16 protein-coding genes are annotated in these 19055 nt (G+C 70.2%); 11 read left to right on the top strand and 5 right to left on the bottom strand.

All coding sequences use genetic code 11. From position 1 onward, the window contains the following. Positions 1-29 precede the first annotated feature (29 nt). Genes AB0G04_RS07740 through pstS form a run of 3 tightly spaced genes read left to right on the top strand, consistent with a single transcriptional unit; the run spans position 30 to position 3736 of the window. On the top strand, positions 30-1229 hold the full coding sequence (locus tag AB0G04_RS07740) for an esterase-like activity of phytase family protein (RefSeq protein ID WP_360978241.1): 1200 nt from the start codon (positions 30-32) through the stop codon (positions 1227-1229). A 58-nt stretch (positions 1230-1287) separates the two neighbouring features. Next, entirely contained in the window at positions 1288-2658 is a 1371-nt protein-coding gene (locus AB0G04_RS07735; RefSeq protein ID WP_360978238.1) for a hypothetical protein, read from the top strand. A 40-nt stretch (positions 2659-2698) separates the two neighbouring features. Beyond that, positions 2699-3736 carry a phosphate ABC transporter substrate-binding protein PstS gene (gene pstS / locus AB0G04_RS07730; RefSeq protein WP_360978235.1) on the top strand — a complete coding sequence of 346 codons (1038 nt, stop codon included), beginning with the start codon at positions 2699-2701 and terminating at the stop codon, positions 3734-3736. Positions 3737-3990: 254 nt separating this feature from the next. On the opposite strand, the gene araD is transcribed toward pstS, so the two are convergent. The 3 genes from araD to AB0G04_RS07715 all read right to left on the bottom strand — a co-directional run bounded on the left by araD (position 3991) and on the right by AB0G04_RS07715 (position 6805). Further along, on the bottom strand, positions 3991-4698 hold the full coding sequence (gene araD / locus AB0G04_RS07725) for an L-ribulose-5-phosphate 4-epimerase AraD (protein WP_360978232.1): 708 nt from the start codon (positions 4696-4698) through the stop codon (positions 3991-3993). Between the two features lie 107 nt (positions 4699-4805). Further along, positions 4806-5294 carry a hypothetical protein gene (locus AB0G04_RS07720; RefSeq protein WP_360978229.1) on the bottom strand — a complete coding sequence of 163 codons (489 nt, stop codon included), beginning with the start codon at positions 5292-5294 and terminating at the stop codon, positions 4806-4808. A 518-nt stretch (positions 5295-5812) separates the two neighbouring features. Beyond that, positions 5813-6805: a LacI family DNA-binding transcriptional regulator gene (locus AB0G04_RS07715; RefSeq protein WP_360978226.1), complete on the bottom strand. Its 993-nt coding sequence runs from the start codon at positions 6803-6805 to the stop codon at positions 5813-5815. 324 nt (positions 6806-7129) lie between these two features. Here AB0G04_RS07715 and AB0G04_RS07710 point away from each other — a divergent pair, with 324 nt between their 5' ends. The 5 genes from AB0G04_RS07710 (at position 7130) to araA (ending at position 13273) form a co-directional block, all read left to right on the top strand. Next, positions 7130-8116 carry an ABC transporter substrate-binding protein gene (locus tag AB0G04_RS07710; protein WP_360978223.1) on the top strand — a complete coding sequence of 329 codons (987 nt, stop codon included), beginning with the start codon at positions 7130-7132 and terminating at the stop codon, positions 8114-8116. A 64-nt stretch (positions 8117-8180) separates the two neighbouring features. Next, positions 8181-9707, top strand: coding sequence for a sugar ABC transporter ATP-binding protein (locus AB0G04_RS07705; RefSeq protein WP_360978220.1), 1527 nt, complete (start codon positions 8181-8183; stop codon positions 9705-9707). Beyond that, the gene (locus AB0G04_RS07700; protein ID WP_360978216.1) at positions 9704-10729 is read left to right on the top strand and encodes an ABC transporter permease; all 1026 of its coding nucleotides are present in this window, start codon (positions 9704-9706) and stop codon (positions 10727-10729) included. Before AB0G04_RS07705 ends, AB0G04_RS07700 begins: the two co-directional genes overlap by 4 nt. 5 nt (positions 10730-10734) lie before the next feature. After that, positions 10735-11751, top strand: coding sequence for a galactofuranose ABC transporter, permease protein YjfF (yjfF, locus tag AB0G04_RS07695; protein ID WP_360979347.1), 1017 nt, complete (start codon positions 10735-10737; stop codon positions 11749-11751). Between the two features lie 37 nt (positions 11752-11788). Continuing rightward, the gene (gene araA, locus AB0G04_RS07690) at positions 11789-13273 is read left to right on the top strand and encodes an L-arabinose isomerase (protein ID WP_360978213.1); all 1485 of its coding nucleotides are present in this window, start codon (positions 11789-11791) and stop codon (positions 13271-13273) included. Positions 13274-13329: 56 nt separating this feature from the next. Here araA and AB0G04_RS07685 read toward each other — a convergent pair whose 3' ends face one another. Continuing rightward, the gene (locus AB0G04_RS07685; RefSeq protein ID WP_360978210.1) at positions 13330-14040 is read right to left on the bottom strand and encodes a laminin G domain-containing protein; all 711 of its coding nucleotides are present in this window, start codon (positions 14038-14040) and stop codon (positions 13330-13332) included. A gap of 229 nt (positions 14041-14269) precedes the next feature. On the opposite strand from AB0G04_RS07685, the gene AB0G04_RS07680 reads away from it, so the two are divergent. Then, positions 14270-14959, top strand: coding sequence for a hypothetical protein (locus AB0G04_RS07680; RefSeq protein WP_360978207.1), 690 nt, complete (start codon positions 14270-14272; stop codon positions 14957-14959). Between the two features lie 31 nt (positions 14960-14990). On the opposite strand, the gene AB0G04_RS07675 is transcribed toward AB0G04_RS07680, so the two are convergent. Continuing rightward, complete coding sequence (locus tag AB0G04_RS07675) at positions 14991-16619, bottom strand: amidohydrolase (RefSeq protein WP_360978204.1); 1629 nt, start codon at positions 16617-16619, stop codon at positions 14991-14993. Positions 16620-16708: 89 nt separating this feature from the next. On the opposite strand from AB0G04_RS07675, the gene AB0G04_RS07670 reads away from it, so the two are divergent. Both AB0G04_RS07670 and AB0G04_RS07665 read left to right on the top strand, forming a co-directional pair. After that, entirely contained in the window at positions 16709-18268 is a 1560-nt protein-coding gene (locus AB0G04_RS07670) for an AAA domain-containing protein (protein ID WP_360978201.1), read from the top strand. Beyond that, complete coding sequence (locus AB0G04_RS07665; RefSeq protein WP_360978198.1) at positions 18265-19035, top strand: hypothetical protein; 771 nt, start codon at positions 18265-18267, stop codon at positions 19033-19035. The genes AB0G04_RS07670 and AB0G04_RS07665 overlap by 4 nt, the downstream gene beginning before the upstream one ends. The last annotated feature ends 20 nt before the right edge of the window (positions 19036-19055 follow it).

The following is a 19055-nucleotide window of genomic DNA, read 5'->3' as shown; positions in this document are numbered from 1 at the left end:
TTCACCCGCGATCCCTAAGGTCCGGCCCCATGCGAAAGATCGTCTACAGCGGATCGCTGGCCCTGGCGCTGACCCTCACGCTGACCGGCGCGGCCCAGGCCGGCGGTGACCGCGTCACCACGCCGACGCTGGCCGGATTCGCCTCCCTGCCGGCGGCGACGTTCGTGGCCGGCAGCGAGCCGTCCGGCACGCTCGTCACCGGCAACACCAACGGTTTCGCGGTGCCCTTCGCCGACCAGCCGATCCAGGGCTTCTCCGGGATCGCGGACAACGGCGACGGCACCTTCGACGTGCTGTCCGACAACGGCTACGGCAACCAGGCCAACTCCGCCGACTTCCTGCTGCGTGTCCAGCGGCTCGCGCCGGTGTTCGCCCGCAAGACCGTCGACGTGGTCGGCGGCATCAACCTGACCGACCCGGACGGACACGTCCCGTGGAAGCTGACCCGCGCCGACCGGGTGCTCACCGGCGCCGACTTCGACGTCGAGTCGATCGTCAAGGCCAATGACGGCACCTACTGGATCGGGGACGAGTTCGGCCCGTACCTGCTGCACTTCGACCGTGCCGGCCGCCTGCTGTCGGCGCCCGTGCCGCTTCCCGGGGTGACCGCACCGGAGACCGCCGCCCGTACCGGCGGCACCGCCAACCTGGGCAGCAGCAAGGGCTTCGAGGGCCTGGCCGAGTCGCCCGACGGCCGTCACCTGTACGCGCTGCTGGAAGGCTCGGTCACCGGTGATACTGCCGGTGACCTGCGCCTCAACGAGTTCGACACGCGGACCGGGAAGTACACCGGCAAGCGGTACGTCTACCGGCTCGGCGCGGCGAACCTGGCCATCGGCGACGCCATCGCGATCGACCGGAACCGTTTCCTGATCATCGAGCGGGACGGCGGCCAGGGTGCCACCGCGGTGATCAAGCGGCTCTACATCGCCGACACCCGTGATCGTGACCGGGACGGCCTGCTCGACAAGACCCTGCTCGTCGACCTGATGAACATCGCCGACCCGCGCCGGATCGGCGGCTCCGGCACCACCTTCACCTTCCCGTTCCAGACCATCGAGGACGTGGTGATCCTGGACGAGAAAACGATCGCGGTATTGAACGACAACAACTTCCCGTTCTCCAGCGGACGCACCGCCGGAGTCGCCGACAACAATGAGTGGATCAAAATCGCGCTGCCCGGCTCGCTGCACCCCGACAAGCGCATCTTTCCAGCTCACGGCCGGTAGGTAGACGGCGGGTAAACCGCTGGAAAACGAGCGGGCGCGTCGTCACAGAATTGCGGTGATGGATTACCGTGACGGCGTGCCCGCGACTATTACTCGGCGCGATACACCGATTCGCCTGCGATTGCTCGCCGCCCTCACCGCAGCGGCCGCCGTCGTCCTGCTGCTGGCCCTCACCCTCGTCATGATCAGCGTGCAGGACCGGGTGCGGGTCATCGGCCGCGAAGCCGCGCCCCGGGCCGCCACGGCCGCCGACCTCTACTTCGCACTCAGCGACCTCGACGCCCAGGTCACCCGCATCCTGCTGGCCGGTGACAGCGACGAACTCGCCGGCAGCCGCGTCGACGCGCTCGGCGCCTACCGCGACCGCGGCTACCAGGCCGATCATGACCTGCAGAGCTTCCTGAGCAGCGGCGCCGGCGAAGCCGAACAGGCGACCGCGCTGCGCCTGATGGACTCGCTCGCCGTCTACCGGCAGCGCGTCGGCCAGGCCCTCGCCGCCCAGGCCACGGTCGCACCCACCCGGGCCGGGGCAGTGGCACCGGACGCACTCGGCTACTACACCCAGGCCACCGACCTGCTGCACCTGCGCCTCCTGCCGGACGCCGAGCAGTTACGCCGGCACAGTCAGAGCCGCCTCGACGAGGCGTACGCCCAGAAAAGCGCGACCGAGACGACCGGGGTGACCGTCGCCGTCCTCCTCGGCGGCACCCTAGTCGTAGCTCTGGTCCATCTGCAGGTGTGGCTGACCCGGCGCTTCCGCCGCACCTGGAACCCGGCGCTCGTCGCCGCCACCGCTCTCGGCCTGCTGCTCCCGCTGGCCGCCACGATCGTCCTGCAGGCGCAGTCCCGGCTGCTCGCCGACGGACGGGACCGCGGCCTCGGCCCGTACCTGGCCCTCTCCGAACTGCGCGCCCTCGGCTACGACGCCGCCGCCGACACCGGCCGCTACCTGATCTCCGCCAAGCTCGGTTACTACCGGGACGACTTCGTCGCGAAGTCCGCCTGCCTCACCGGGGACCCCGCCTGCCGTCCCGCAGCCGGGCAGTCCCGATCCGATCACGAGACCGTCACCGTCGCCGCTTCCACGCGCGGTGGCCTGCCACAGCTCGCCGGGACGGGTGCCACCGACCGGTGGGCCGCCTACCGTACCGTCCACGACCGGATCCTGGGACTCGCCGACGCGGGGCGGACCGACGAGGCGGTACGGCAGCTCACCGGCATCCGGCGGGGAGACGCGGCCTTCGACTTCGCCTACTTCGACGCGGCCGTCGCGGCGGCCACCGAGGCACGCGAGCGCGACTTCGACCGGGCGCTGCGCGTCGCGGAACTCACCCTGACCGGCTGGTCCCTGCTGCCCGGCGTGATCCTCACGGTGGTCCTGGCGCTGATACCCCTGGCCGTACGCCCACGCCTCGCCGAATATCGATGACCCCAGCGGTCCGGCCGATGTGCAGGAAAGGAACAGTCCGATGAGGCTCCGAGCCGCCGCCGTGGCGACGCTGCTGCTGGTGACAGGCTGCGACGCGCCCACCGAACCGGAGGAGCCGATCGCCTGCGCCACCGGTTCCGCCACCGGCCAGGGCTCCTCCGCGCAGACCAACGCGGTCAACGCCTGGATCAAGGCCTACCAGATCGCCTGCCCCGACTCCTCGATCGAGTACAACAGCACCGGCTCCGGGGCGGGCGTCCGCGCCTTCCTGTCCGGAACCGGCGACTTCGCCGGCACCGACACCGCGCTCGGCGCCGCCGACGAGCAGCGAGCCGCAGCCCGCTGCGGCACCGGCCCCGCCATGTACCTGCCCCTCGTGATCGGCCCGATCGCCCTCGCCCACAACGTCGCCGGCATCGAGGACCTGCGCCTGTCCCCGCCCACCATCGCGAAGATCTTCAGCGGCAAGGTCACCGCCTGGAACGACAAGGCCATCACCGGCGACAATCCCGGTACGGCCCTGCCCGCCACGAAGATCCGTGTCGTGCACCGGTCCGACGGCTCCGGCACCACCGCGAACTTCCTGCGCTACCTGACCGCCGCCGCGCCGTCCGACTGGCCGCACGGCGCCGGCAGCGAATGGCCCCTTCCCGGCGGCCTCGGCCAGCGCGGCAGCCACCGGGTCACCGACGCGATCGCCCGTACCGACGGGGCGATCGGCTACGTCGAATCGTCCTACGCCCGGGTCACCGACCTGGCCGTCGTACAGGTCGGCACCAGCGACGGCAGCTTCGCCCGGCCGACCGGCCACGACGCGGCACGCACCATCGCCTCTGCTCGCGTCAGCGACGACCTGCGCCTCGACATCGACCACGCGGCCGCGGCGGGCGGCGCCTACCCGATAGTCCAGGTGACCTACGAGCTCGTCTGCCGCAACACGATCCCGGAGACGGCGCGGAGCTTCCTTATATACGCGGCGAGCGAGGCCGGTCAGGCGGCAGCCGAACGGGCCGGCTACGCCGCACTTCCCGAAACCCTCCGGAACCGGGTGGCCCAGGCGATAGCCGGCCTCCGCTGACCTCACCGCCGGCCGCCCGGCTCCGGCCCGTCAGTCGCTGCCTGTGTCCGGCGCGGCCCGTCAACGCCGGTCAGCTGCGCCCGGCCGCCCGTCGCCGTCCACCTGCCGTTGCCCGATGCCGCTCAGCCTCGATCTTGTGCGGTTCGGGATGCGTGCAGGGCACTCGAGTTTCGCCATCCTGGGCTCGGCGCCGGCTCGCGGTCCGGCGGCTGGACGGGCCGGGAGGTGGAAGATCAGCGTGGTGGACCGGAAGGTTATGGGCGGGGGTTGCCGTAGTAGGCGCCCGGGCCGTGCTTCCGCTTGAAGTGACGCTCCTGGAGGTGGGCCGGGGTGGCGGCGTTCGGGTTGAGGGCCAGCGTCTTGAGGGCCATCTCGGCCACGGCTTCGAGGATGATGCCGTGCTCGACGGACTTCTGCGGGGTGGCGCCCCAGGTGAACGGGCCGTGGTTGGCGACGAGGGCGGCCGGGGTGGCGGCGGCGGCCTCGTCGTCGCCGATGGTTTCGATGATCACCCGGCCGGTGTTGAGTTCGTAGTCGGTGGCGCACTCCTCAGGGGTGAGGGTGCGGGTCACCGGGACCGGGCCGTTGAACGTGTCGGCGTGGGTGGTGCCGAGAACCGGTATGTCGCGGTCTGCCTGGGCGAAGGCCACAGCATTCGTGGAGTGGGTGTGGGTGACCCCGCCGATGGAGGGCCAGGCCAGATAGAAGGCTCGGTGGCTCTCGCTGTCGACGGAGGGGCGCAGGTCTCCGGCCAGGACCTTGCCGGTCTCCAGGTCGACGGGGACCAGGTGGTCCTCGGTCAGCTCGTCGTAGGCGACGCCGGACGGCTTGATCAGGTAGAAGCCGCCCTCACGGTCGATGCCGCTGACGTTTCCCCAGGTCAGCTGGGCCAGGCCGGCCTTGGGGATGGTCTGGTTGGCCAGCAGCACGGCCCGGCGCAGGGCCGGCGAACCGTAAGTCACGTCGTTCTTCTCCTCGACCGGGGAAATGTTAGCGCTAACGATAACCGAACGGATGTGCGCGGACACAAGACCGCGACGGCCCCCAATTGATGGATCGCGGCCGGCGGTCAGTGGCGGGTGGCCTGGGTGACGACGCGGACCATGTTGCGCAGCCGGGAACGCAGACCCCCGTCGTCGGCCGGCGCGCCGCGGGTGTTGGTGGTACGGGCCGGCGGTATCCGCAGGTTGCGGGGGAGATTCGACGTGGCCGCACGCTGCCGCGGGATGACGTTGGGTGAGGGCGAAGTGACGCGCCAGGTGAAGGTCACGTCGTCGAGCTGGATGGTCTGACCTGCGGCGCACAGGCCGGACGCCAGCTCCTTGGCGGATTCGTCCCGGCTGTAGGCGATCATGAGACTGGTCTCGGCCGCGGGGGCGGTGGTGTGCACGGCCCACACCTCGCCGTATCCGTGGAGCCCGGTGCCGCCCGCGGTCAGCAGCGAGGCCCGCCCTCGCAGCGGAACTACCAGTTCATGGCCGGTGTCATCGCGGATGTGCAGCGTGCCGGAGAGCCGGGGTGTTCGTCGGCGGAACCATCCGTTCGATCCGGGAGCCATGTGCTCACCGTCCCTTCATCGCGTCGTTGCGGCGGTTGGGCGTTCCGGAAGGTGACCGTGTCGTCGCGGTGGTAGCTGTCGGCAGTGCCGATGGCTGTCGGACGCGGGTGGTGGCTATGCGACTGGGGCTGAGGTGTCCGGCACTGATGGTGGTCGGCTGGCGTGGCGGTAGCTCTCCGCCGGTGGTGGGAGCCGCCGGGCACCGGTTGCTGATGCGGGGCACCGCGTCGGCTGCCCCGGCGCGGGAGGTGTCCGGGAGGTGAACGCCTTGTTACCGCCAGGGGGCTGGAGGGCTTCGGGCACTCCTCGGACTGTAGCGGCGTGAAGCCATGACGCAACCGTCGGTCACCGCAGCGGGTGAGCGGGGGTGGGTGAGCCGGACACACGGCGGAGTGGGCCCGGCCCCGGACCGGGGTGCTGGCGCCGGTCCGGGGCCGGGGACCGTGGTCACCGGCGGACGGGCCGGTGACCGGGGGGAGGCAGAACGGGGGCAGAGTCGGATCAGCGGTGGAGACGGATCAGCGGCGGGGTGGGACGGCGCTGATCCGTGGGATCAGCCGGGGTGCCACCACCACGTCCTCCGGGGCGTCGCCGTCCGGGAGGCCGAGGTTGCGCAGCAGCAGGGCGAGTGCCCGCCGCCCGAGCTCCGCGAAGTCCTGGTGGATGGTGGTCAGCGGGGGGAGGAAGTAACCCGAGTCCGGCATGTCGTCGAACCCGACGACGCTGACGTCGTCGGGTACGCAACGGCCGGATTCGTGCATGGCGCGGAGCACGCCGAGGGCGATGCGGTCGTTGGCGCAGAAGACCGCTGTGACGGACGGGTCCTCCGCGAGACGCCGGCCCTGTTCGTATCCGGCGGCGGCGTCCCACCAGCCGGCGGTGACCGGTGGCACGACGGCGCCGGCCGCGTACAGGGTGTCGCGCCAGCCGTCGACGCGGGCCTGGGCCTCGGGCCAGTCCAGCGGGCCGGCGACGTGGTGGACGGTGGGGTGCCCGAGGTCGAGCAGGTGGCGGGTGGCGAGGCGGGCGCCGGCCGCGTTGTCGACCCGTACGGTCGGAAATCCGGGCTGGCCCCCGTCGCCGCCGACCGCCACGCAGGCCATGCCGCCGGGGGCGTGGGTGAGCGCCGTGGTGACGGCCGGTTTGGGGGCGATCGCGATGATGCCGTCGACGCCGTGCTGGACGAGCCGGTCGACGGCCTCGAGTACGGGGCGGTGCGACAACTCGCGAACGGTGGCGACGCTGACCAGGTATCCGGCGGCCCGTGCGGCGCTCTCGATGCCGTAGAGCATCGACTCGGGCCCGAAGAGGGTGGTCTCGAAGCCGACGATGCCGAGGGTGTGCGACTCGCGGGTGGCGAGGGTGCGGGCGGCCAGGTTGCGCCGGTAGTTGAGCGATCGCATGGCGGCGAGCACCCGTTCCCGCGTCTCGGCGCGGACGTTGGGATGCTCGTTGATCACCCGGGACACGGTCTGGTGCGAGACGCCGGCCAGTTTGGCCACGTCACGCATGACACTGCCGCGCTCCTTGCCGGTTCGCGGCCGGGGCGCAGGCACGGGTGGTGCGGTGGCCGGTTCAATGGCCGGTACCGGGTCAGATGTCGCCATTGGACGATTCCTAGCAGCTTCGGTTCGATCACCACGGGTGAGGTGGTGGCTATTGCAACAGATCTGAAACAGGGATCCAAGTCTCTTGACGACCGCGATGAGAACGGTAACACTCCAGAAACGCAAGCTGTGACGGCGGTCGCAGAAGGACGCCGAACATCGGGGAACTGGGCTGGTAGCCCTACCCGCTGCTTAATTTGTGAACGGTAACAGTTTCTGGAGGTTGTAGTGCGTAAGAGCCTGTCTGTGGCGGTGTTCGGTGGCCTGCTGGCCGTCTCGGCTCTCGCCGGTTGTGGTGGCGGCGACAGCGGCGCCGAGGGTGGTGGCGGCGACGACGGCAAGATCGTCCTCGGTTTCTCCCAGGTCGGTGCCGAGAGTGGCTGGCGTACCGCCAACACCGAGTCGATCAAGGCGTCCGCCGCGGCCGCCGGCATCGAGCTCAAGTTCTCCGACGCTCAGGGCAAGCAGGAGAACCAGATCAGCGACATCCGCGGCTTCATCACGCAGAAGGTGGACGTCATCGCCTTCTCGCCGGTGGTCACCTCCGGCTGGGACGCCGTGCTCAAGGAGGCCAAGGACGCCGGTATCCCGGTGATCCTGACCGACCGTGCCGTCGACTCGCAGGACACCTCGCTCTACGAGTCCTTCATCGGCTCGGACTTCAAGGTCGAGGGTGAGAAGGCCGGCGACTGGCTGGTCAAGGAGTACGAGGGCAAGACCGGCGACGTCAACATCGTCGAGCTGCAGGGCACCACCGGTTCGGCTCCGGCCATCGACCGGCAGACCGGTTTCGCCGAGAAGATCAAGGCGAACCCGAACCTGAAGATCGTCAAGACCCAGACCGGTGACTTCAAGCGTGCCGACGGCAAGACGGTCATGGAGACCTTCCTCCAGTCGGTTCCGAAGATCGACGTGCTGTACGCCCACAACGACGACATGGGCCTGGGTGCCATCGAGGCGATCGAGGCGGCCGGCAAGGTCCCGGGCAAGGACATCAAGATCATCACCGTCGACGCGGTCAAGGACGGCATGACGGCGCTCGCCGCTGGCAAGATCAACTTCATCGTCGAGTGCAGCCCGCTCCTCGGTGACCAGCTGATGGAGACCGTCAAGGCGGTCAAGGACGGCAAGCCGGTCGAGAAGCGGATCCTCACCAAGGAGGGCACCTTCACCCAGGAAGAGGCCAAGGCGGCTCTGCCCACCCGCAAGTACTGATTGATTGCCCGCAGGTCGCCCCGGTACCGCCGGGGCGGCCTGCGGAGCTCGAAACGGAGCAGTGATGGGCGAGCAGTCTCCGGTCCTCGAGATGACCGGAATCCGAAAAGTATTCCCCGGCGTCGTCGCCCTCGACGGCGTCGATTTCCGTATGTTCCCCGGTGAGGTTCACGCCCTGATGGGCGAGAACGGGGCCGGCAAGTCCACCCTGATCAAGACGCTGACCGGCGTGTACGAGATCGACGGTGGCGAGATCAGGCTCGGCGGCGAGCCGGTGCGGATCTCCGGGCCGCTGCAGGCGCAGCAGGCCGGTGTCAGCACCGTTTACCAGGAGGTCAACCTCTGCACCAACCTCTCCGTCGCGGAGAACATCTTCATCGGCCGTGAGCCGCGTAAGTTCGGCAAGATCCAGTGGGGCAAGATGCGGCGGCGTGCCGCGGAGCTGCTCGCCCGGCTCGACCTCGATCTCGACGTGTCCGCGCCGCTCAGTTCCTTCTCGCTCGCGATCCAGCAGATGGTCGCGATCGCGCGGGCGATCGACGTGGACGCGCGGGTCCTCATCCTCGACGAGCCGACCTCGAGCCTGGACAGCGCCGAGGTCGCGCAGCTGTTCCGGATCATGCGCCGGCTCAAGGAGTCCGGCGTGGCGATCCTGTTCGTCTCGCACTTCCTGGACCAGATCTACGAGATCTCCGACCGGCTCACGATCCTGCGCAACGGCCAGCTGATCAGCGAGCACCGGGTCGACGAGCTCTCCCAGGTGCAGCTCGTCGAGAAGATGATCGGCAAGGAGCTCGCCGCCCTGGAGGACCTCGAGGACAAGGCGCAGCGCAACCGGGAACGTGCCGCCGGGGCCAAGCCGATCCTCGAGGCGAAGGGTCTCGGCCGTACGGGGGCGATCGCTCCGTACGACCTGACCATCCACGAGGGCGAAGTGGTCGGTCTGGCCGGGCTGCTCGGCTCCGGCCGCACCGAGCTGGCCCGCCTGCTGTTCGGTGCCGACCGGGCGGACTCCGGCGAACTGCTGGTGGACGGTAAGAAGGTGACGCTGCGCGACCCGCAGACCGCGATGAAGCGCGGGATCGCCTTCTCCTCGGAGAACCGGCGCACCGAGGGCATCATCGGCGACCTCAGCGTCCGGGAGAACATCATCCTGGCCCTGCAGGCCGCCCGCGGGTGGGCACGTCCCATCCCGCGCAAGAAGCAGGACGAGATCGTCGACAAGTACATCAAGGCGCTGCAGATCCGGCCCGCCGACCCGGAGCGCCCGGTCCGCAACCTGAGCGGCGGCAACCAGCAGAAGGTGCTGCTCGCCCGGTGGCTGATCACCGAGCCCCGGCTCCTGATCATCGACGAGCCGACCCGCGGTATCGACGTCGGCGCCAAGGCCGAGATCCAGAAGCTGGTGGCGGAACTCTCCGACGGCGGCATGGCCGTGCTGTTCGTCAGCGCCGAGCTGGAGGAGGTCCTCCGGCTGAGCCACAAGATCGCGGTGCTGCGGGACCGGCGCCTGGTCGAGGAGCTGGACAACACCGCGGACGTCGACGCGGACCGCATCATGCAGACCATCGCCAGCGGAGCAACCTCATGACGAACATTCTCAAGAACCGGCTGTTCTGGCCGGCGCTGATCCTGGTGGTGATGCTGGGCATCAACTTCTTCACCTCCAACCAGTTCCTCACGATCCAGGACGGACACCTGTTCGGCACCCTGATCGACATCCTGCGCGGCAGTGCGCCGCTGATCCTGGTGGCACTGGGCATGACCCTGGTCATCTCGACCGGTGGCATCGACCTGTCGGTCGGCTCGGTGATGGCGATCTCCGGCGCGGTCGCGTGTCTTCTGATCAGCGATCTGGACAACCAGAACAGCCTCAGCGGTGTGTTCATCGCGATCGGTGCCGCGATCCTGGTGTCGCTGGCGGCGGGCCTCTGGAACGGCGCACTGGTCGCCGTGGTCGGCATCCAGCCGATCATCGCGACCCTGATCCTCATGGTGGCCGGCCGTGGCCTGGCCCAGCTGTTCACCGAGGGCCAGATCATCAACGTGCAGTCCGGGCCGTACTCGGCGCTGGCCTCCGGTTTCTTCCTGGCCCTGCCGATCGCCCTGCTGATCGCCGCGGCCGCGGTGGGCCTGACCGTCCTGCTGACCCGGCGCACCGCGCTGGGCCTGCTGCTGGAGTCGGTCGGCGGCAGCCCGACCGCCAGCCGCCTGGCCGGCATCGGTGCACGCCGGATCACGATCATGACGTACGTCGTGGCCGGCGGGTTCGCCGGTCTCGCGGGCCTGATCGCCAGTGCCGACATCAAGAGCGCCGACAGCATCTCGGCCGGCAACCTGATCGAGCTGGACGCCATCCTGGCGGTGGTCATCGGTGGCACCGCGCTGATCGGTGGCCGGTTCTCGATCATCGGCACCGTGCTGGGCGCGATCATCATCCAGACACTGCGGGTCACCGTGGTCGCGGTCGGCATCCCGCCCGAGGCCAACCTGCTGTTCAAGTCCGTCGTGGTGGTGGCGCTGTGCCTGTCGCAGTCGCCGGACTTCCGGGCGAAGGTCTTCGGGCGCTTCAAGTCGCGTCCCGCCGTCGAGAAGGTTGGAGTCCCGGCATGACCACCATGGACATGACTCCGGTAACCAAGGGTGGTGGCGGCCCGGAGCTCAACAAGCGGCGCCGGGTCTACAAGCCCAACACCAAGTACGTCCCGATCCTCGCGACGCTGTTCCTGCTGGTCGTCATGTACAGCACCGGCGTGGCGAACTACCGCAACTTCGACGACCCGAGCGTGATCGTCAACCTGTTCCGGGACAACGCGGTGCTGCTGGTGGTCGCGGTCGGTATGACGTTCGTGATCCTGACCGGCGGTATCGACCTGTCGGTCGGCGCGGTCATCTCGCTGACCACGATCCTGACCGCCACCCTGCTCAAGGCGGACTGGCCTCCGATGGTCGTGCTGCCGGCGGTGCTCCTGCTGGGTGCGCTGATCGGGGCCGGCCAGGGAGCGGTGATTCACTTCTTCAAGGTGGAGCCGTTCATCGCCACGCTTGCCGGGCTCTTCCTGGCCCGCGGCGCGGCCCTGACCATCAATGACGAATCGGTGCCGATCCGCGACGACATGTGGCGGGAGATCTCCGACTTCCGGATCGTGCTGGCCGACGGTGTGGTCACCAAGCCGATCGCCGTCATCGCGATCCTGTCGGTGCTGGTCGCGGCGGCGGTGCTGGCGTGGACCCGGTTCGGCCGCAACGTCTACGCGATCGGCGGCAACGCCGACTCGGCGCTGCTGATGGGTCTGCCGGTGGGCCGTACCAAGATCGCTGTCTACACCATCAGCGGTTTCTGCGCGGCGCTCGGCGGCGTGCTGTTCAGCATCAACTCCACCTCCGGGTGGGCGCTGCAGGGCAACGGCCTGGAGCTCGACGCGATCGCGGCGTGCGTCATCGGTGGCGTGCTGCTCACCGGCGGTTCCGGCTTCGTGTGGGGCACGCTGCTCGGCGTCCTGGTCACCGGCCTGATCCGGACCATCATCAACTTCCAGGGCGATCTGAACGCGGCCTGGAGCCGGATCATCATCGGCGTGCTCCTGTTCGCCTTCATCGTGATGCAGCGGCTCGTCACGAGAAAAGCGAAGTAACCAGCATGACTACACAAAGTACGAGAAAGGCGACCACATGAGTAACGGGGAAATCTGGTTCCTCACCGGCAGTCAGGGGCTCTACGGGCCGGAGACCCTGGAGCAGGTCGCCTCCCAGTCGCGGGAGATCGCCGCGAAGCTGGACGCACAGCTCGACGCCGACGTGGTCTGGCAGCCGGTGCTGACCAGTGCCGAGCAGATCCTCGACGTGTGCCGGCGGGCCTCCTCGACGCCCGGTGTGCTCGGCGTGGTCGCCTGGATGCACACGTTCTCCCCGGCGAAGATGTGGATCGCCGGGCTGGACGCGCTGCGTGCGCCGCTGCTGCACCTGCACACCCAGCACAACGTGGAACTGCCCTGGTCCGAGATCGACATGGACTTCATGAACCTCAACCAGGCCGCCCACGGCGACCGGGAGTTCGGGTTCATCGAGGCCCGCCTCGGTGTGCCGCGCAAGACGGTGGCCGGTCACGTCAGCAACCCGGCCGTGGTCGCGCGCATCGCGACCTGGGTCAAGGCGGCACGCGGTTACTCCGCGATGCGCAACCTCAAGCTGGCGCGGTTCGGCGACAACATGCGCGACGTGGCGGTCACCGAAGGCGACAAGGTCGAGGCTCAGCTGCGGTTCGGCGTCTCGGTCAACACGTACGGGGTCAACGACCTCGTCGCGGTCGTCGACCAGCAGCCGGACGCGGAGATCGACAAGCTGGTCGAGGAGTACAAGGACACCTACGAGGTCGCGCCGGAACTGCTCGGCGAGCGGCTGGAGTCGCTGCGGTACGGCGCCCGGATCGAGCTCGGCCTGCGGCAGTTCCTGACCGAGGGCGGGTTCCGCGCGTTCACCTCGAACTTCGAGGACCTCGGCGGGCTGCGGCAGCTGCCGGGTCTCGCGGTCCAGCGGTTGATGGCCGACGGGTACGGGTTCGGCGGCGAGGGTGACTGGAAGACCTCGGTCCTGGTGCACACGCTGAAGGCGATGGCGCCCGGTGGCGGTACCTCGTTCATGGAGGACTACACCTACGACCTGACGCCCGGCAACGAGGTCATCCTCGGGGCGCACATGCTCGAGGTGTGCCCGTCGATCGCCGCGTCCAAGCCGAAGCTGGAGATCCACCCGCTCGGCATCGGCGGCCGGGAGGACCCGGTCCGCCTGGTCTTCGACGCGGCTCCCGGCAACGCGATCGTGCTCGGCCTGGCCGACCTGGGGGAGCGGTTCCGCCTGGTCGCCAACGAGATCGAGGTCGTTCCGCCGACCGCGCCGCTGCCGAAGCTGCCGGTGGCCCGGGCGGTCTGGAAGCCGGCCCCGTCGCTGTCCACGTCGGCCGAGTGCTGGCTGACCGCGGGCGGCCCGCACCACACCGTGCTGTCCTCGGCGGTCGGCGCGGAGGAACTGGCCGACCTGGCCGAGATGGTGGGCACCGAGCTGCTGGTGATCGACGGGTCCACCACGACCCGCTCGTTCGCCAAGGAGGTGCGCTGGAACCAGGCGTACCACCGGCTCGCCCGGGGTTTCGGCCGTTGATCTGAAGGCCGTTGAGTGATCTCCGGCGAGGTGGCCTGACGGGGTAGAGAGAACCGTCAGGCCGCCTCGACGGTTATCCAGTCGAGGTCACCGGCGTAGTAGTCGCAGCCGACCTCGACCTGATCGCAGTCGAGTTTGCCGCCGATCGACACCGGCCAGTCGTTGTCGATCGTGCCGACCCAGCCCTCCCGCGACTTGGCCTGGTAGCCGTCGATGGTGAGGTAGACGCCCTGGCGCAGCCGCACGCAGCGGACCACGTGCCAGGCGCCGTCGTTGATCCGGTACGGGGCGATCAGCTCGATGGTGCCTCGGGAGCCCCGGTACGTGCAGGTGGCCCGGCCGTTGGGTAGCTGCACCTTCCAGCTTCCCCCGCGTACCGTCGCCTGGCCCTTCTGAATGATGTTGCCGAACTTGCGGTTGGTCCGCAGCCGGATCGTCACGGCGAACTCGCGGTCCGCCGGGTCGAGGTCCGAGTGGTCGGCGACCCTGACCACATGGCCGGGCCGGGCCGGCGGGGTGTCCGGTTCCAGGCGTTCGAACGTGTAGCCCATCTCGTACCCGGTGGACAGACCTGTGCCGACCTCCGGTCCGATCTGTCCGTGGTGCCCGCGCCCGCTGGTGTCCAGCATCCAGGCACTTCCGGCCGTCTCGTCCATCGACCAGACTGCCATCCGGTGGTCCTCCGCAGCGTCCGCCGGCGACCCCGGAGTGAGCGCGAACACGCAGGTCAGCAGGGTGATTGCGGCCAATGTGGGTCGACGTCGCATGGATCGTCCTCCGGTGGGTCCGACACGAGATCCAATTGATCCTAAAACGTGATTTAGCCATTTTTGTCGTAATCGACGAAATTGCCTCTTCAGGAGGGGGCTCGCGCACTCTCGCAAACGGGCAGCTCAGCTTGGTAGCATCCGCCGATCATGGCCAGCGTTCCGGCCTCCCCTCAGCAATCCGGCCGGACGTCTGTGGACTCACCCCTCGAGTAAGGATCGTGTCGAAGTGCTGCTCAATGGGACGGACAGTCAGACCTCGGAGCACGCGGTGATCGCCCCCAACCCCGGCCTGCCGAACCAGGCCCTCCAGGTGCTCGCCCTGGCACAGCGCACCGCCGAGGAACACGTGGCGAGCGCCCAGCACCACGCGGACAAGATCCGTACGGATGCGCTGGCCGCCGCCGAGCAGATCGCGCGCGACGCCCAGGCCCACGCCAACAACGTGCGCCGCGAGGCCGACCGGGTGCTTGCCGAGGCCCGCGCCGGTGCCGAGCAGATGGCCCGCGACGCGCAGGCCCGTGCCGAGGAGGCCCGGCGGGCCACCGAGAAGATCGTGGCCGACGCCCGCGCCCGCGCGGAGACCATCGGAGCCGACGCCGCGGCCGGCGCCGAGCAGCTCAGGCACCAGGCCCAGCAGCGCTACGACGACGTGGTCGGCAGCCTGGGCGCCAAGCGCGAGGCGCTGCAGCAGCAGATCGAGGCTCTCGAGCAGTTCGACCGGGAGTACCGCGGCCGGCTCACCGCCTTCATGCAGAGCCAGCTGCGCGCCCTCTGGGTCGACGCTCCGCAGATGAACGACTACGTCGAGGAGGAGCCGGTCGCCGAGGTGATCGAGGCGGCCCCGGTTCAGCCGCCGCGGCACGCGCAGACCGCCGATGACCGGGCCGAGGACGAGGACGACGACGAGGAGCAGTGAGAACACGGGGCCCCGTGCGGGGCCCCGTTCCTCATTCGCCGTACACTCGCCGGCCGTCGACCCAGGTCCCGGCCACCCGGGTGGCGCCGATCTCGCCGGGCGGAGCCGCGAACGGGTCACGGTCGAGCACGACCAGGTCGGCGCGGTTGCCGGGCCGGATCGTGCCGGTGTCGTCGAGCCGGTTCACGTACGCCGAACCGGCCGTGTACGCCGTGAGCGCCGTCGCGAGGTCGAGCCTCTGCTCCGGCAGGAACGGTTCGTAGTCCTCGCCCCGGTGCACCCGGTTCACCGCCACGTGGATCGCCTGCAGCGGGTCCGGCGTGCTGACCGGCCAGTCGCTGCCGGCCGCCAGGTGCGCCCCGGAATGCCACAGGTCACCGAACGGGTACTGCCGCCCGGCAAGCGCCGGATCCAGGAACGGGATCGTCAGGTCGTCCATCTGCGGTTCGTGCGACGCCCAGTACGCCTGCAGGTTCGCCGTCGCGCCCAGCTGCCGGAACCGCGGCACGTCGTCCGGGTGCACCACCTGCAGGTGCGCCAGGTGCGGCCGGGTGTCGGTGAACCCGTTCTTCGCGCGGGCCGCCGCCACCGCGTCCAGAGCGTCGCGGACGGCCCGGTCGCCGAGCGCGTGGAAGTGGGTCTGGAAGCCGAGCGCGTCGAGCTCGGTGACGTAGGACGGCAACAGCGAGGGGTCGATGAAGGACAGACCCCGGTTCCCGGTGGCGCACCCGCACGAGTCCCGGTACGACTCGGTCATCGCCGCCGTGAAATTCTCCGCCACCCCGTCCAGCATCAGCTTCACGCTGTCGCAGCGCAGCCGGCCCACGGTGAGGCGGTCCCGGCCGGCCACCAGCTCTGCGATCTGCTCGGCGTCCCGGTCGCGGTCCCACCAGAGCGCGCCGACCACGGTCGCGGTCAGCCACCCCTCGGTCGCCGCGGCCAGGTAGGCGTCGGACACCTCCGGGTAGCCGTTGGTCGCGCACACCATGGCGTCCTGCCAGGCCGTCACGCCGAGTGAGTGCAGCAACTGCTGGGCCCGCCGGAGTGCGGCGATCCGGTCGGCCGTGGTCACCTCCGGCAGCAGCGGGGTGATCAGCTCCATGGCACCTTCCTGCAGCCCACCGGCCGGGCTCCCGTCGGCGGCGCGGTCGATGCGGCCGTGCGCCGGATCGGGGCTGTCCGCGGTGATCCCGGCCAGTTCCAGCGCGCGGCTGTTCACCCAGGCGCCGTGATGGTCCCGGTTGGCCAGGAACACCGGCCGGTCCGGCACCACCCGGTCCAGCAGCTCCTTCGCCGGGACCCCGCCGGGGAACGTCTCCATCGACCAGCCGCCACCGACGATCCACTCCACATCGGGATTCGCGGCCGCATAGGCGGCGACCCGGCGCAGATACTCGTCCCGATCGGTGGTCTCGGTCAGGTCGCACTGGTTCAGCTCGACGCCGCCCATCACGGCGTGCACATGGGCGTCCTGGAAGCCGGGCAGCAGCAGCCGGCCGGCCAGGTCCACCACCTCGGTCGACGGACCGCGCAGATCGCGCAGGTCGTGGCCGGTCGCGACGATCCGGCCGTCCCGGACCGCCACCGCGGTGGCCGGCCCGCCGCCGGCGGTGAACACCGGCCCTCCGGTGAAGAGCAGGTCAGCGTAGGGCTGCGACATCAACGGTTCCGATCTGTGGGTACGACGCGTGCACCCATTCAATCGCGGAGTGTCTGGCCGGCCGCAAGAGGCGCAACTATGGTTGGCGGATGGCGTCGACCCTTGTCGATCTAGAACACGCATCGGACCGGAACGAGGGTTTCTGCGCCGCTCTGGAACTGGCTGTGGCCGCCGCCCGTGAGCTCGGCCCGACACCCGGCCCGCGGGACGCCGGCCTGGACGAGCGGGTCCAGCGCGAGGCGATCCTGCGGCTGCGATCCGGCGCCACGGTCAACCCGGCGCTGCTGTCGCTGCTCGCCGACGGCCGGTTCGCCGATCCCACGGAGCCCGAGACCGGCACCGACGAGGTGAGCCGTGCTCTGGCCGTACCCGATCTCTTCTGTCTCGAGGCCCCTCCGGGAACCGCGCGGACCCTCACCGTGCTGGAGATCGTGCGTTCGGCCGCCGCGCGCGGTGAGCGGGTGCTGCTCGCCGCGCCGACGCCGCCGCGGGTCGAGGCGGTGCTGGCGCGTCTGCCGGAGGGCGCCACGGTGATCCGTGCCGATCAGGCCGGCTCCGGTCCGGGCAGCCTGGTGGCCGCCGCGGCCGGTGTCCAGCAGCGCGTCCTGGCGCGTTCGCAGGCCGCGGCCCGTTGCCTCGAACCGTGGCTGGGGGAGCCCTCACCGGCGTTCGGCTGGCTGCGGCGGCTCACCACCGCGCTGGAGGAGGCGGCCGAGGCAGGTGAGCGAGCCGAGCGGGCCGCGTCACATCGGGAGGCGACGGCGGACGCGGCGCGGGAACGTCTCGGCGCCGATCTGCGGGGGCACGCTCGCGCGAAGGACGCGGCCGAGGTGACTCACACCGCCGCTGCCGCCCTGGTGGACGGCTTGAGCGCCGAGTTGCGGCAGGCCGAGACCGGCCGGCTCCGCAGGTTCCGGGCCGGGCGGCTGAGGCGCCGGCTCAGCGATGCGGTCCGGCTCGCCGCGGCGGCCCGCTCCCGGTTCTTCCGAGCCCGTTCGGCGTACGAGGAGAGTGCGCACTCCCTGGAACGCGCGGTCGAGCAGGACGGCACGGTCCGTGCCGCAGCCGACCGGGCCGCGTTCGCCGACGTCGCGGCCCGGCGTGCGCTCGAGTCCGCGGAGCGCGCCGCCCACCACCTGACCCGGCTGCACGACGGGGTCGCCGACGTGCCGGCCTGGACCGCCGACCAGGCCGGACTGACCGGTCTGGCGGACCACTGCCGGGAGCTGGAGCCGGTGCTGCGCGGCCGGGCCGGGCTGCTGCGCGAGTGGCGTCACCGGGCCGCCCGCCCGGTCGGCCAGCTGCACGCCGAGCTGCTGCGCTACGCCGATGTGATCGCCGTGAGCTGCCTCGGCGCCGGCCGCCCGGACTACGGCGACCTGGAATTCGATCTGCTGATCCTGGAGGACGCGTCCCGGGTTCCGCTGCCGGCCGCGCTGGTGCCGCTGGTCCGGGCACGCCGGGCGGTGCTGGTCGGCCAGACCGGCCACCCGCCGCTGCGGGACAGCGAGGTGGTCCGTGCGTGGGTGGCCGCCCGCTGCCCGGCCGGCGCCGGCGCCGGCGAACTGTCCGCGCTGCTCACCGGCAGCGTGTTCGAGCTGGTCACGGTCCGGGCGCCGGCCCGCAACCGGGCGGTGACCCCTCGTTGAGCCGGCCCGCGCACCTGCCGCTGCGTGAGGTGACCCGGCGGGTGGGTGCGCTGCACGGGGTGCGGCCGTCGCGGTTCGTGCCGCTGCTGCTGCCGATGTGGGCGGTCGAGGTGGTGGCGACGGTCCGGCAGGCGCATTCCTACGACGTCTTCGACCGCTATCTGACCCGGGCGCTGGCCGAGGCCGGGCTGAGCGATACCGGTGAGCTCGCCCGGTTCTTCGGGGTCGAACCGGTGTTCGTGGAACGTACCGCCCGGTTCCTGGAACGGATCGGGCACGTGCGGCGGACCGCGGAGGGTCTCACGCTGACCGATCTCGGACGGCGATCGATCGCGGACGGACGGCGTTACCAGCTGTCGGCGGGCCGGCGGCTCGTCCTGCGGTTCGACGGTGGCGCCGCCGAGCCGGTGCCGTGGGCACACGCCGCGCACGCCGTGTGGCTCGCCGAGCCGGCGCTCACCCTGCCGGACGGGACCGTCTTCGCGCCGCCGGCGGCCGGCTCCCCACTGCCGCCGGATGCCGTGGACCGGTTCCTGGCCAGGGACGACGTCGCCGAGTTCACCGGTCCGTCGGTGCCGATCCAGGTGGAGGCGGCCGAGCCCCGGGCGGTGTGGCTGCCGGTCTATCTGGTCGAGTGCGTGGGTGAACAGCTGATGTTCGGCTGGGCGGTGGACGGGCCCGATCCGTACCTTTTGCAGGTTTATCGCCGTTGCGCTGGGGAACCGAATACCAACGTTCCGCAGTGTGGGGACCGCCACGGTCCCTGACGGACCAGTATGGTCCATAA

Source organism: Actinoplanes sp. NPDC023801 (assembly GCF_040639655.1).
GTDB lineage: Bacteria > Actinomycetota > Actinomycetes > Mycobacteriales > Micromonosporaceae > Actinoplanes.
The sequence above is the reverse complement of the archived record's forward strand: the minus strand, read 5'-3'. Positions and strand labels throughout refer to the sequence as shown.